The organism is Nonomuraea mesophila (assembly GCF_004352805.1).
Taxonomy (GTDB): domain Bacteria; phylum Actinomycetota; class Actinomycetes; order Streptosporangiales; family Streptosporangiaceae; genus Nonomuraea; species Nonomuraea longispora.
In genome coordinates this window covers 42743-55484 of the sequence record NZ_SMLD01000018.1, presented here as the reverse complement: position 1 = coordinate 55484, position 12742 = coordinate 42743, and the positions used below count along the sequence as shown (strand labels likewise).

15 protein-coding genes, 1 tRNA gene and 1 pseudogene are annotated in these 12742 nt (G+C 68.5%); 9 read left to right on the top strand and 8 right to left on the bottom strand.

What is annotated here, in order from left to right; translation table 11 throughout:
- Positions 1-11: 11 nt before the first annotated feature.
- Positions 12-88: transfer RNA gene (locus tag E1295_RS10015), tRNA-Lys, on the top strand.
- Positions 89-95: 7 nt separating this feature from the next.
- Here the strand turns inward: E1295_RS10015 and E1295_RS50050 are convergent.
- From E1295_RS50050 to E1295_RS50795, 3 genes and pseudogenes are all read right to left on the bottom strand, one after another.
- Positions 96-290 carry a hypothetical protein gene (locus E1295_RS50050; RefSeq protein WP_132629888.1) on the bottom strand — a complete coding sequence of 65 codons (195 nt, stop codon included), beginning with the start codon at positions 288-290 and terminating at the stop codon, positions 96-98.
- A 223-nt stretch (positions 291-513) separates the two neighbouring features.
- Positions 514-642 (bottom strand): hypothetical protein, encoded by a 129-nt coding sequence (locus E1295_RS51790; RefSeq protein ID WP_281284728.1) that lies wholly within the window; start codon positions 640-642, stop codon positions 514-516.
- A gap of 64 nt (positions 643-706) precedes the next feature.
- Positions 707-841 (bottom strand): annotated as a pseudogene (locus E1295_RS50795) (cytochrome P450); the annotation flags it as partial.
- A gap of 234 nt (positions 842-1075) precedes the next feature.
- On the opposite strand from E1295_RS50795, the gene E1295_RS09995 reads away from it, so the two are divergent.
- From E1295_RS09995 to E1295_RS09985, 4 genes are all read left to right on the top strand, one after another.
- Positions 1076-1480 carry an SDR family oxidoreductase gene (locus E1295_RS09995; RefSeq protein ID WP_132629886.1) on the top strand — a complete coding sequence of 135 codons (405 nt, stop codon included), beginning with the start codon at positions 1076-1078 and terminating at the stop codon, positions 1478-1480.
- 11 nt (positions 1481-1491) lie between these two features.
- A complete protein-coding gene (locus tag E1295_RS50045) occupies positions 1492-1833 on the top strand; it encodes a hypothetical protein (protein WP_220448632.1) in 342 nt (113 codons plus the stop codon).
- Positions 1812-2729: an SGNH/GDSL hydrolase family protein gene (locus E1295_RS09990; RefSeq protein ID WP_220448631.1), complete on the top strand. Its 918-nt coding sequence runs from the start codon at positions 1812-1814 to the stop codon at positions 2727-2729. Before E1295_RS50045 ends, E1295_RS09990 begins: the two co-directional genes overlap by 22 nt.
- A 310-nt stretch (positions 2730-3039) precedes the next feature.
- A complete protein-coding gene (locus tag E1295_RS09985; RefSeq protein ID WP_166427160.1) occupies positions 3040-4044 on the top strand; it encodes a serine hydrolase domain-containing protein in 1005 nt (334 codons plus the stop codon).
- Positions 4045-4188: 144 nt separating this feature from the next.
- On the opposite strand, the gene bla is transcribed toward E1295_RS09985, so the two are convergent.
- The gene (gene bla, locus E1295_RS09980) at positions 4189-5001 is read right to left on the bottom strand and encodes a class A beta-lactamase (protein ID WP_132629882.1); all 813 of its coding nucleotides are present in this window, start codon (positions 4999-5001) and stop codon (positions 4189-4191) included.
- Positions 5002-5833: 832 nt separating this feature from the next.
- On the opposite strand from bla, the gene E1295_RS09975 reads away from it, so the two are divergent.
- Both E1295_RS09975 and E1295_RS09970 read left to right on the top strand, forming a co-directional pair.
- Positions 5834-6502, top strand: a complete 669-nt coding sequence (locus E1295_RS09975) for a reverse transcriptase domain-containing protein (protein WP_132629880.1) — start codon at positions 5834-5836, stop codon at positions 6500-6502.
- 652 nt (positions 6503-7154) lie between these two features.
- A complete protein-coding gene (locus tag E1295_RS09970; RefSeq protein ID WP_132629878.1) occupies positions 7155-7412 on the top strand; it encodes a hypothetical protein in 258 nt (85 codons plus the stop codon).
- Here the strand turns inward: E1295_RS09970 and E1295_RS09965 are convergent.
- Both E1295_RS09965 and E1295_RS09960 read right to left on the bottom strand, forming a co-directional pair.
- The gene (locus E1295_RS09965) at positions 7397-8020 is read right to left on the bottom strand and encodes a GNAT family N-acetyltransferase (protein WP_132629876.1); all 624 of its coding nucleotides are present in this window, start codon (positions 8018-8020) and stop codon (positions 7397-7399) included. The two genes, E1295_RS09970 and E1295_RS09965, sit on opposite strands and share 16 nt — an antisense overlap.
- The gene (locus E1295_RS09960; RefSeq protein ID WP_132629873.1) at positions 8017-9441 is read right to left on the bottom strand and encodes an amidohydrolase family protein; all 1425 of its coding nucleotides are present in this window, start codon (positions 9439-9441) and stop codon (positions 8017-8019) included. Before E1295_RS09960 ends, E1295_RS09965 begins: the two co-directional genes overlap by 4 nt.
- 134 nt (positions 9442-9575) lie before the next feature.
- Here E1295_RS09960 and E1295_RS09955 point away from each other — a divergent pair, with 134 nt between their 5' ends.
- The gene (locus E1295_RS09955) at positions 9576-10496 is read left to right on the top strand and encodes a TetR/AcrR family transcriptional regulator C-terminal domain-containing protein (protein WP_132629871.1); all 921 of its coding nucleotides are present in this window, start codon (positions 9576-9578) and stop codon (positions 10494-10496) included.
- Between the two features lie 31 nt (positions 10497-10527).
- Here the strand turns inward: E1295_RS09955 and E1295_RS09950 are convergent, their stop codons facing one another.
- Positions 10528-11373 (bottom strand): PI-PLC domain-containing protein, encoded by an 846-nt coding sequence (locus E1295_RS09950; RefSeq protein ID WP_132629869.1) that lies wholly within the window; start codon positions 11371-11373, stop codon positions 10528-10530.
- Positions 11374-11548: 175 nt separating this feature from the next.
- A complete protein-coding gene (locus E1295_RS09945) occupies positions 11549-12028 on the bottom strand; it encodes a nuclear transport factor 2 family protein (protein ID WP_132629867.1) in 480 nt (159 codons plus the stop codon).
- A 90-nt stretch (positions 12029-12118) separates the two neighbouring features.
- Between E1295_RS09945 and E1295_RS09940 the strand changes: the two genes are divergently transcribed.
- On the top strand, positions 12119-12718 hold the full coding sequence (locus E1295_RS09940) for a TetR/AcrR family transcriptional regulator (RefSeq protein WP_132629865.1): 600 nt from the start codon (positions 12119-12121) through the stop codon (positions 12716-12718).
- Positions 12719-12742 lie beyond the last annotated feature (24 nt).

Below are 12742 nucleotides of genomic sequence, written 5' to 3'. Positions count from 1 at the left end.
CAGCAGTGCCAGCGCCGCTAGCTCAGTTGGTCAGAGCAGCTGACTCTTAATCAGCGGGTCCGGGGTTCGAGTCCCTGGCGGCGCACCACCTCTGATCAGGCCCGGCTTCCGTTGTGGCAGCCGGACCTGATCTTTGAAGGGGTCTGATCGCTGCCGCGTTGCATGATCGTGGTGAACATGTGCTGCACGACTCGGATGGACAGGTCGCGGAGCAGGATGCCGCCCGGATGCATGTGTTGGTCCGCCTCTGCGGTGGCGGTGACGGCGACTTCGCCTGGCTTTCCCACCATGGGGATGTAGCAGGGCGCGAGGCCGAGCTTGCCGCGTAGGGCGTCTCGACATGCTCGTGGTCGCGAGCGAAGGCGACAGCGGCGCGTAGGTCGTCCTGCTGGCTGTCGATATCGACCAACTGCCGCGGCTCACCGTTGCTCTCGCCGAAATTGCGATAATCAAACACCAAGGCTGCAATTCCTCAGCTGAGCTGCGGTTATGTGGCGTCTGCAGGGGGTTCCCTCACCAGGTGACGGGGAGTTCGTCGACGCCGTAGATGATGGCGTCGGTCTTGAGCGGCAGGTCCTCGGCCGGTACTGCCAGGCGCAGGGTGGGGATGCGGCGGAACAGCGTGTCGAGGACGATTTGCAATTCTCCTGGCGAGGTTCTGACCGAGGCACTGGTGCGGGCCGAAGCCGAAGGCGAGGTGGTGGCGGGCGCCGCGCTCGACATCGAGTTCGGCCGGGTTCTCAAATGCTGCCGGGTCCTGGTTGGCCGACAGGCCGGAGATGATGACGCCTTCGCCGGCCTTGATGCTCGCCCCGCCGATCTGGGTGTCCTCGGTGGCCACCCGGGAGACGACCGCGTCGTGATGGAGAAGTAGCGCAGCAGTTCCTCCACGGCCATGGGCGTCTTGTCCGGTCGGCCGTGATCGAGGACCACGGCTGGCGCGGCGCGCATCGCGAGACTCATCTCACGCTGCTTTCACGCCTCCCTGGAGGAGGAGATCCGCGCCTCCGGCCTGGAGTGGACGTTCCTGCGCCTGGCCATCGGCTCGTCCGACCCCCTGCAGTGGTCGTTCGACGTGCCGGGCCAGTTGCGGTCCGGCGACGTGGTGCGCGGGCCGTACGCTTCCGCGGCCACCTCGCCGATCCACCCCGGCGACTTCGCCGCCGCCGTCATCGCCTGCCTGGACGCTCCTTCGCACGCGGGCCAGGTGTACGACGTCACCGGGCCCGTCTCGCTCACCCACGAGGAGCAGATCAAGCTCATCGGCGAGGCCCTGGGCCGGTCCCTGTCCTACGAAGAGTTGGAGCCCGCGGTAGCCCGCAAGGCGATCAGCCCGTACGCACCCGCCGACGTGCTGTTCGAGGACTGGGGGGCGCACCTCGACCGCCCCGCGCACGTCACCGGCACCATCGAGCGCTTCATCGGCCGCCCGCTCAGCACCCCGGCCGCTTGGGCCGCCGACCTCGCCTCCCGCATCTGAGGAGCCCTTCCATGAAACGTCTGGCTGTCCTTTTTTCTCTTCTGCTGCCCGTCGTGGTGGCGCCGTCCACCACAGCCGCCGCGACCCACGGCTGGTCCGGCGCCTGGGCCGCCGCTCCGCAGCGGCCCTTCGCCGGCGCGTTCGCCCCCAACTGGTCCGAGTCCGGGTTCCGCGACCAGTCGCTGCGCCAGGTCGTCCGGATCAGCGCCGGCGGTCGCCTGCTGCGCCTGCGTCTTTCCAACCTGTACGGCACGGCGCCGCTCCGGCTGACCGGCGTCACCGTGGCCAAGACCCGCTCGGGCGCCTCGATCCGGTCCGGCACGATCCGCCGGTGCGGTTCGCCAGGCCGCTGATCCCGGTCGGCGCCGAGGCAGTGAGCGAGCCAGTGCTCCTGCCGGTCGACCCGCTGGACCAGCTCACCGTGACCATGTACTTCAGCCGCCCCACCGGCCCCGCGACCTTCCACGACATCGCCGCGGCCACCTCCTACCGCGCCGAGGGCGACCATCGTTTCGACCATCGCGGCACAGCCTTCACCTCCACCACGACCTCCTCGTGGTACTACCTGTCCGGCGTGGATGTCCTGTCCGGCTCCCGGGGCGCCGTGGTCACCTTCGGCGACTCGGTCACCGACGGCACCGGCTCGACCCCCGACGCCGACCGCCGCTACCCGGACGCCCTCGCCGACCGCCTGGTGGCCGCAGGCCTCCCGCTCAGCGTGCTCAACGCGGGCATCTCCGGTAACCGGGTCCTCAACGACTCCGCCTGCTTCGGCGAGAAGGCCGTCGCCCGCTTCCAACGCGACGTGCTCGACCGCCCGGGCATCAGGACGGTGATCGTGATGGAGGGGATCAACGACATCGGCTTCCACGGCGCGGCCGAACCCTGCTTCCTGCCCAACGACACTCCCGTCACGGCCGAGCAGCTGGTCGAGGGACACAGGACGCTCATCAGGGCGGCCCACTCCCGGGGGATCCGGATCATCGGCGGCACGCTCATGCCGTTCGAAGGCTCGTTCTTCTACAACACAGACCGTGAGGCGGTCCGTGACGAGGTCAACGAGTGGATCAGGACCAGCGGGGAGTACAACGGGGTTGTGGACTTCGAGCGGGCCCTGACCGCTCCGGGCAAGCCCGACCGGCTCCGCCGGGAGTTCAACGAACATGCGGGCCAGGAGGGCGACTGGCTCCACCCCAACGACGCGGGCCTGGCCGCCATGGCCGCCGCCGTGAACCTCGCCGACCTCTGAGCGGCCTGGGTGTAGCGCGTCTGCACCCAGGTAGCCACGGCGTCCCATGCTGATCTTCCCCTGTCGGAAACAGTGAGGAAACGCTTGCCCCCCTACAAACAGGGTTTCGAACGGTCGCCGCCGAGGTCCTCAAAGTCTCGGCCGGTGCCCCGGGATATTCCCCTCATGGAGAGGATCATCGATGACTCACGCTCTATCGGTCCGCGTGGCCGGTCTGGCCTGCGCCGTGCTAACGCTGAGCGTCGCCGCCACACCCGCTACCGCCGCCACGTCAGGACCGAGGCCCGAACTGGGGGACGTTCGACAAGCGATGCGGTCCCTTGCCGGGACCACCGGCGTCGTAGGGGCCATCGGGGAGGTGTACGTCGACGGGAAGCGCGTCGGCAAGGGCTCGGCCGGCTCACGTTTGATCGACGGCAAGGGAGGCCGGATCCCCAGCGACTCCCGCTACCGGATCGGGTCGCAGACGAAGCGGCTGACGGCGGTCGTGGTGCTCCAGTTGGTCAAGGAGGGCAAGATAGACCTGGAGGACAAGCTGGCCGACCTCCTGCCGGAGGTGGCCGAACAGGACGCCGTGGCACGGGCCGACGAGATCACCGTACGCCAGCTGCTCCGGCACACCTCGGGCATCCCCAACTGGTTCGACGCCAAGCTGGTCGATCTCTACGACTTCACGACCTACTATCCGCCGCTCGACCTGGTGAAGATGTCACGCGATCAGCCTCGCACCGGAGAGCCGGGAGCGAAGTATCACTACTCCAACACCAACTACACGCTGCTCGGTTTGATCATCGAGAAGGTGGCGGGCAGATCGCTGGCCGCCGAGTTCGCCCGCCGGCTGTTCGGACCGCTCGGGATGAGCCGTTCGTACCTGCCGACCAGGCCGCCCCAGGGCATCAAGGGCCCGCACGGGCACGGGTACCACACCGACCCCCAGGGCAAGCTGCGCGACATGCACCGGCTCAACGCGAGCTACGGGAACGCCGCCGGAGGGGTGATCTCCACCGCGCGCGACATCACCAGGTTCCACCGCGCCTTCGTCCAGGGCAAGCTGCTGCCTCCTGCCCTGCAACGCGTGATCACCGACCCGCATGAGGGGCAGCCCACCCAGCCTCCCAGCGAACGCCTGTGCGGCGGTGACCCGGCGTTCGAGGTGCCGTCGGGCGGCACGGCGGGCTTCATCGCCACCACCTTCACCTCCTCGGACGGCAGGCTCCAGTTCGCCGTGTCCACCACGACGAGCGTCGGTTCACCACTCACGATCAGCCAGGCCATCAACAAGGCGGCCGAGACAGTGCTCTGCCCGGACAAGTGACCGGGCGCTGACCGAACGGCCGGGGCGCGGGATCGTGCTCCGGGCCGCCCGGCCTCGACGAGCCGCCGGCTCAGCCCGTCGAGGGCCGGGCGTGTCGCAGACCGAGCGCGCCGCAGCGGGTCCGCAGGCACTGAACTCGGGCGCCTACGCGCGGCCCAGCCCGCGGGCCAGCAGGGTCGCCGTCTTGGCTATCACGCTGTTATCCATGGTCGCAGCCGGGTCGTTTCGGTTGGCGTAGACAGCGATGATCAGCGGTGCGCCGGAGGGGGGCCAGGCGACGGCGATGTCACTGCCCGGTGCGTACGCGCCGGCGGCGTCCCCGGTCTTGTCACCCACGATCCAGTCCTGCGGCAGCCCCGCGCGGATGCGTTCGGTGCCCGTGGTGCTGGCCCGCAGCCAGCCGTTCAGCCGCTGCCGATCCTTGGGGACCAGGGTGCTCCCTACGGCGATTTTCTGCAGGTTGCGGGCCATGGAACCAGGCGCGACGGTGTCGCGCTTCTCGCCCGGCTTCCAGTCGTTGAGCTCCGGCTCCCAACGGTCGAGCCGTCCGATTCGATCCCCGAGTGAGCGGCAGTAGCGGGTCGGCCCCGCGGGTCCGCCGATCTGCCTGAGCAGTAAGTTCGCCGCGGTGTTGTCGCTGATCGTGATCGCGGCGTGGCACAGACGTTCCACAGTCATGCCGTTCTTGATGTTCTCTGGCAGTCCGGTGATCGGGGAGGCGCTGACCACGTCCGCGGCCGTCCAAGGCAGCGTGCGGTCCAGCAGGCCGGGCTCGCTCGTCCGGGCCTTCGCCAAGATGGCGCCGCACAGGATGGCCTTGAAGGTGGAGCGGCTGGGAAAGAGCTCGCCGCCTCGGTACGAGATGGTCCTGCCGGTGCCTGTGTCGATCGCGAAGGCCCCGATCCGTCCCTGATACGAAGCCTCAAGCTTGCGTAGTTGCTTCTTGACGTTGGCCACGCCGAGGGGGGCAGGGAGGCGCTAGCACCGGATGCCGCGCGCGTGCCGGCCTCCGCTGATCCAGCCCCGCCGGCGACGACGGCGAACGCCGTGGAGATCGCCAGTACGGAGGCTCCCAGCCTGGTTCGCAATCTCCGGCGTTGAACATGCCTCATTCCAGTCTCCCAGTTGTCAATTCTGATCTCGATGCAGACGATCAGTGAACCTATTTCAGGCTCCGCATCGAGTGCCCTGGTCACAGCATGATCGTGCGCCACGAGCGCAGGAAGGAGGTCCGATGTAATCGGACTGATTCTTCCTGTGTGTAACTGCGCTTGAGATGGAGGTAGGCCCTCCGGAGTCGCCTTGCAGGAGGAGGTTCCAAACCACCGCATGCTGCGTCGGTCAAGAGCCGGGGTGGTGAGCGATGCGGAAACGGCACGGCGTGACCGTGTCAGGTGTGGATCAAGAAGGCGAGCGCGAGCGAACCACCGCTGAAGTGTCGAAATGTCAGACGGCGTCAGAACCGGGGCTTGATCATGGTCCTGGGATAAGTCTGGGGGATACTTGTCTACCGCCCAGGCGGCGTCCGGCATGTAGGTGGCGCGAGCTTGATCTGGGCTCTTGCGCGGAACGTGGGAACCTGTCGTCTCGAAACTGTTCCCGGCGGCCAGCCAGGGCGAGAGGGAGACCCTCAAGAGGTGATGAGCCTCAAGAGGCCGAGTACCGGTTGCGGGGCACAGGGGCGGACCGCCTCGTAGTAGCGATGAAGCGCCGTAATGGGCGTGGAGCCAAGGGGACGGGTCATTCAGGTTCAACTTGATGGTCAACCGGAGTGCCCGGGAAGAGCCGGATGAGCGAGCCAGGCTCGAAGCCGTACGACATCGCCAAGCAGGTGTTCGTGACGGCGTTGAAGAAGGCCAGGAGCAAGAAGGGAGCGGCCGGGGTCGACGGCGTGACGACCGAGCAGTTCGCGGCGGACTACAAGAACAACTTGTACAAGCTGTGGAATCGGATGTCGTCGGGCAGCTATTTCCCCGCGCCGGTGCGGATGGTGGAGATCCCCAAGAAGGGGAAAGGGGCCGGGACCAGGACTCTCGGAGTGCCTACCGTTCAAGATCGTGTCGCGCAGACGGTGGCAGTGGCTTATCTGGAGCCGGTGGTGGAACGTGTGTTCCATCCTGACTCCTACGGCTATCGTCCGGGTCGCTCACCGCTGGATGCGGTGGCCGCCTGCCGGGAACGCTGTTTCCGGTACGCCTGGGCAATCGATTTGGACATCAAGGGCTTCTTCGACAACCTTGATCACGATCTCATCCTCAAGGCGGTCGCCGCCCACGCCACCGACCCGTGGATCGATCTGTATGTCCAGCGGTGGCTGAAGGCCCCGCTGGCCATGCCGGACGGGACACTGGCCGCTCGGGATCGGGGCAGCCCGCAGGGTGCCGCGATCTCCCCACTGATCGCGAACCTGTTCATGCATTACGCCTTCGACACCTGGATGGCGCGGGAGTTTCAGTAGACCAGACAGGGCGCTGGGACGTCCAGAATCTATCAGAATCCACACGTAGCGCGGATTCGATATTCTTGGGTCAATGCGGACGCCGATGGAGGCGGGCGTGGGCACGCAGGGGGTGGGCACGAGCGTGTATTCGGTGCGCCAGGTCAACGCACGACGTCGCCGGTTCCCTTTGCCCACCCGCACTTGCCCTTCAGCCATTTTTGAGCTGCGGCGTGTAATTGGTGGCGATCCGGCGTGCGCCCTTGTCCAGAGCCCGTTGCCACACGCCGACGTTCTTGCGCCATGACGGCGGCGGCGTGAGCCTGAAAAAGGTTCAATGCGGTGCATTGAAGCATGGCCCGACACGAAGGCTAGAGACTTTTGATCAGCGGGTCCGGGGTTCGAGTCCCTGGCGGCGCACCGCGCGAAAGCCCTGGCTCGATGTGTGGAGCTGGGGCTTTCTGCTTCTCGGAAGGGCTTGAGCATGGCCGGCGCGCGTCGGCAGGGCCCGGCGCCGGCTTGATGCGAGCACGGGCCATGACCATCGGTCACGATTCCGGGTCCACTCGTCCGGGGAAGCGGGTCGCCTCGGTGCCCGTCAAGTGGGGCCAACGCGTCATCGAAGAACGTCGGCACTCTGCACGTCTACCGGCAGAGCCGCACGCTGTGCGGAATGGTGGTGAGCAAGGGCGGCGGCAACCAGTGGATGTCCATCTACTTGGCCGACGGCCTCAAGCAGTCCAAGGACAAGATCATAGGGGGCAGTCCGCGGCCCAGTAAGGCGTACTGGAACCGCGGCTGGGATGCCGCCGACGCCGGGAAATTCCAGAAGTACGCCGGCCCCGTGCGGGATTACGACAACGGCAGCGCGCTGATCAAGGCCAACATCAAACGGCGTGGCACGTGGTACATGGCTTACTGGCGGGGCTGATCCGGAATGATGCCGGGTTCCCGCCACATCGGCCGGACGGCGGGGCCGTCGGGCAGAAGGATCGGGTCTCCGTGCGGTACGAACCCGTGGCGTTCGTACAGCCGCTGGTTCGCCTGCCCGCTCGCCTCCAGATACGCGGGCAGACCGGCCGCGTCGGCGCGTGCCAGACCGCGGGCGAGCAGCGCGGAACCGGCGCCCTTCCCCTGGCAGGCGGGGTGAACGCCGAGGAACTGGAGATACAGGTGGTCGTGGTCGCTCGGGTGCCGAGCGGCCGTGAGCTCCACATACTGCCTCAGGCGGACGGGCAGTTCCGGCGGCGGCCCGCTGGTCGCGGGGCCGGGCGTCGAGCCGCCGGCGGACCAGGGCAGCCAGACGGCGGCGGCCGTCTCGTCCTGGACCTCCAGGCCTCCGGCCGCGGCGGACTCGGCGACCACGAAGGCGAACATCCGGGCGGAGACCTGGGGGTTGAGCCAGCGGATGACGGCGTCGTCGGCGAAAGCGGCGGTGAGCACGCGAACGGCGGCGCGCTCCTCCGCATCCCCTGCCGCTGCCCGCTCACGGCCCAGGCCGCTCGCCGGGCCGTCCGGTGGTGTGGCGCGGCCGGTCATTCGCCCTCCATCGGAGGGGCCATCGCCGCCGCGGCGGCGGCCGCGGTCTCAAGGAGACGGCCGCGCTCGTCCGGCCCGACGTACCTTCCGGCGGCCACGACCGCGTGGATCCGCCGGGTGTTGGTGATGTCGGCCAGCGGGTCGGCGTCCAGGACCAGCAGGTCGGCCAGCTTGCCCGGCTCCACCGTCCCCGAGATCCGCTCACGCCCGAGGAACCTGGCGGGTTCGAGTGTCGCGGCCCGCAACGCACGCATGGTGCTCAGCCCGGAGCCGACCAGCAGGTCGAGCTCGTCGTGCAACGCGAAGCCCGGGAACAGACCCGGAGTCACCGCGTCGGTGCCGGCCAGCACGCGCACGCCCGCCTCGTCCATGGCGGCGACCGCGGCCCGCCGATGGTCGAACAGCCTGCGCCGCTTGTCCACCTCGTCCGGACTACGTCCGCCGCCGTGGAAGATCTCGTCCCGGATGAACGACCACATGTCGTCGGTGCCGGGGGCCATGTACGCGAGCCGCTGGTCGTCCAGCCGGATCCCCTCGGCCAGGTCGATCGCGGCGTGCATGATGAGCGTCGGGCAGTAGGCGACGTCCTCGGCGACGAACCGCTCGAACAGCGCCGTGGCGGATGCCCGGCTGTAGCGGTTGACCGACTCCCACTCCACTTCGTTGACCTGCTTGAACCAGTTCGCGTAGTGGAAACCGGGTTCGGGGGAGATGCGGGCCATCGCGGCCTCCATCCGCTCCACGTCGTCGGCGGTGGCGGGCCACAGGCCGTGGACGTGCTCGAAGGACCGCTGTCCCGCGCCGACCTGCTCGTCGAGCGGGATCAGGTCGGACCGGTGGCCGACCACCGGGATGTCCTGCTTGGCGGCCTCGTCCAACAGCGCGAAGTAGGGCTCCCTGCCCAGCCGGGAGTACGCCTTGACGAAGTCCGCTCCGCCGTCCTTCGTCTCGCCGACGGCGCGCCGGGCCTCCTGCTCGGTGGTGACCGAGATGATCGGCGCGTCGTTGAACAGCTCTTCCCACAGGGCGGGGGAGCCGTCCACGATCGGGCCGGCGATGATCGAACGAGGTCCGAGCATCTTGCCCGCCTCCGTCCGCCGCCGCCATTCGTGCAGGTGCGGCTGCCCCCACATCTCGCGTACGGTGGTCACGCCGTTGGCGATGTAGAGGGCGGGAAACAGCCGCTCGTCGTCGTCGCCGCCCTCGCTGTGCACGTGCATGTCGGTCAGCCCCGGCAGCACGTAACGCCCGGTGTGATCATGAGTTTCCGTCCCCGGCGGGATCACGACCTGGGATGCGGGCCCCACCGCCACGATGGTGTCACCGGTCAGCAGGACGGTCTGGTCCGGCAGGGACGGGCCGCCGGTGACGTCGATCACGGTGACATGGGTGAGTGCTATGGGTACGTCGGTGAAGGTCATGTGTACACCGTATGGATCGGCACATTCGCCGACGCGGAAACCTGATGCACTTCCTCAACCGTACTGCTGGTTGGGCGCTGAACGGTAGCTCGCCGGATGGCTCGCGCTCTGCTCTGCACTAGTACGGTTAGGCTGTGACAGAAGTGCAGGATGATCAACGCCCGGCGCAGCGCGTCGTTGCCGAGCTGCGCCGGAGGATCACCGACGGCGTGCTGCGGCCGGGTGATCGGGTGCCTTCCACCCGGCAGATCGTGCGCGACTTCGGTGTCGCCATGGCGACCGCGAGCCGCGCCCTGGCCCTGCTCAGGGAGGAGGGCCTGATCGTCACGCGGCCCGGCTCGGGCAGTGTGGTCCGGGTCCCGGAGTCTCGCGCGCCCGCCGCGCCACGGCTGTCATCCCGCGACCTGACCAGGGCGAAGATCATCGCGGTGGCCGTCGCGGTCGCCGATCGCGAGGGGATCGAAGCGGTCTCCATGCGTGGTCTCGCAGGCAGGCTGGGTGTGGCGGCCATGTCCCTTTACCATCATGTCGCCGGCCGGGACGAGCTCGAACTCCTGATGATCAACGCGGTGTTCCGGGCGCAGCCGCTGGCAGCCGTCCTTCCTGAAGGGTGGCGTGCGCAGCTGGAGGAGATCTACCGGTTGCAGTGGCGGCTCTACCGCCGTCACCCGTGGCTGGCCGGGCTGCTGTCGCTGACGCGACCGCCGTTCGTCCCCGAGGCCATGACCCACAGCGAGCGGACCTTCGCGGCGCTCGCCCAGCTCGGTCTGTCGCCGGACGAGCGCAAGCGCGCGGCCCTCGCGCTCCCCGCACTGGTGCGCGGGCTCGCCCTGACGGCGGCGGAAGACGTACGAGCGGAGCGCGAGACGCGCATGCGCACGACCGACTGGTGGGCGGCCATGGAGAGCGAGGCCAGGAAGAATTTCCGGTCGGGGAACTTCCCTCATCTCGCGTCCGTGGAACAGGCCGTGCTCGCCGAAGACCTGGAGGACGTGTTCGAGTATTCGCTGATGCGCTATCTCGACGGGCTGGCGGGGCTCGCCGAGCAGGAATGACCGGGCTCCCGTTCACCCGCGCGTGCGCTGCTCAACGCACCCGGTCACCGACGCTCGACCCCCATCCGCACTGGCCGTTCAGCCACTTCTTGAGCTGCGGTGTGTAATCGGTGGCGATCCGGCGTGCGCCGCCGTTCAGAGCACGTTTCCAAGCGCCTACGTTGCGGCGCCATGACGGCGGCGGCTCCTCCCACTTGGTGGCGTCGGCCCAGGTCGGCCGTCCGGACAGCACACGCGCCATCCCTGCTGCCCGCACCCGTCGTGTGAGTTCGGCCTGCAGGTCCGGGTTGCGTGAATAGAGGATCACTTCCTGGGTGCGGTAGGTCTCCCTGACCGGGTCCAGGACCTCGCGCCAGGCCCGCGTCCGGACGGCAGCCGACCGGCTGAGCAGAGACTGCCGTGCCTCCGGTTTGATCTCGACCCAGCCGATCATCCGGTTCGCGCGCATGGCGGCGAGCCAGCCGCGGAAGGTGTGGACGGTCTCGCCCTTGTAGGCGCCCCGGGTGATCGTGCGCCCCTTCAGTCTGTCGGAGCCCGCGGCCCACCACAGCTTGTTGATGTTCGCCTTGCGTCCGGTCAACCCCCAGGTCGAGGTGTTGTGCCACATCACGGCCTTGGTGCCGTCCCTGGTCAGCTGTAGATCCGCCTCGACGCCCGAGGCTCCCCAGCTCTTGAACGTGCGGATCGCGGTCGGGTTGTTGGGCTGGCGCACCTGGTCCCTGCTCCAGGTGTCGGAGCCCCGGGCGCCGCTCGGATAGCCGCCGTGCCCGAAGATCAGCGGGCACGGACGTGACGCGGCGGCCTCCACCGGAGCCACGATGACCAGGCTCGCCGCCAGCCCGGCAGCCGACGCGAGAGCAAACGTCGCGCTCCGCATGCACGGCCTCCTCAATGTTGGTGAGTGATCTCGACCGAGCCTGCCTGAGCCTCGCCGCGGCGGTCCACCGGATGACCGAGAGGGAGGGAAATTCGTCCGGCTGCCTGTGTCAACGGCATGCCCGCCAAGGACGTCCGGGCTCAGGCGCTGAACGGCGGCGCCTGACCGCCGATCGTCAAACGGCCGCCGGGCCCCTTCGCCAGCGGGCCGCGGCGGTCCTGACGATCGTGGGCACCAGCCCGCGCACCCCGAGCGCCTGAATCCCGGAAAGCGGACTCCAGTAGTCACGCCAGGTGACGATCTCACCGTCCCGCGCGCGCAGAAGCTGGATGTACGGCATGCGGTACGGCCTGCCGGAGCTCACCACCCGCCCACGTCCTTCGTACTCGGCGACGACGACCTCCGGATCGACGGTCTCATGGACGTGGAGCCCGTGAAAGCCGGTCAGTTCCAGCGGAGTGGAGGTGATCGAGGTGAGGTAGCGCCGGATCTCCTCCCGGCCCCGCAGGAACTTCGGCACCCCGGGTGGCGCGAAGGGCAGTTCGTGTGTCCCGTCGGCCGCGAACATGTCGGCGAAGCCGTTCAGGTCCTTGGCGAGGAAGAGCCGCTGCGCGCGTTCGAGGATCGCTGTGGGAAGGGTGCCGGGCGTCGGCATGGTGGTCCCGTCATTCGGTCTACAGTCGTTGACTGAACGGATGCTAACGCGAGCCGGTTCATTGGGTCAACGACTGTAGACTCAAGTTTCATGTCCGATCACCGTCCTCGCCTGTCCCGGGCCGAGCGGCGCAGACAGACCGAGAACCGGATTCTGGCCGCCGCTCGCCGGCTCTTCGCCACCCTCGGATATGACCGCACCACGATCAGGGGAGTCGCCGCCGCCGCGGAGACCGACCCCGGGCTGGTGATGCGCTACTTCGGCTCGAAGGACGCGCTGTTCGCCCGGGTCGCCGAGGTCGCGCCCGACCAGCCGGTGGCCGGGACACCGGAAGAGGTCGCCGAACTCCTGCTGGCCGCCGTGGCGGGCAAACTGGAGTCCGATGCCCCGGGCACCCTGGCGATGCTGCGTTCCATGCTCACGCACCCGGACGCCGGCGACGAGGTGCGCGCCGCGATCGCGGAGCAGCAGCGGCAGGTGTCCGCCTCGCTCCCCACCGACGACGCGGTTCTTCGCGCCGGGCTCGTCGGCGCCCTCACCATCGGGGTCCTGCTGAGCCGCCACCTCCTCCAACTGGAAGGGGTGAGGGACGCCGGAGCGGCGGAGATCGTCAGCGTGCTCCGGCCCGCCGTACACGCCATCACCCAGGGCGCGGCCGAACCCGATCCGCGGTCACCGCGCCGACGTTGAAGGACCGGCCACCGCCCCAGGACC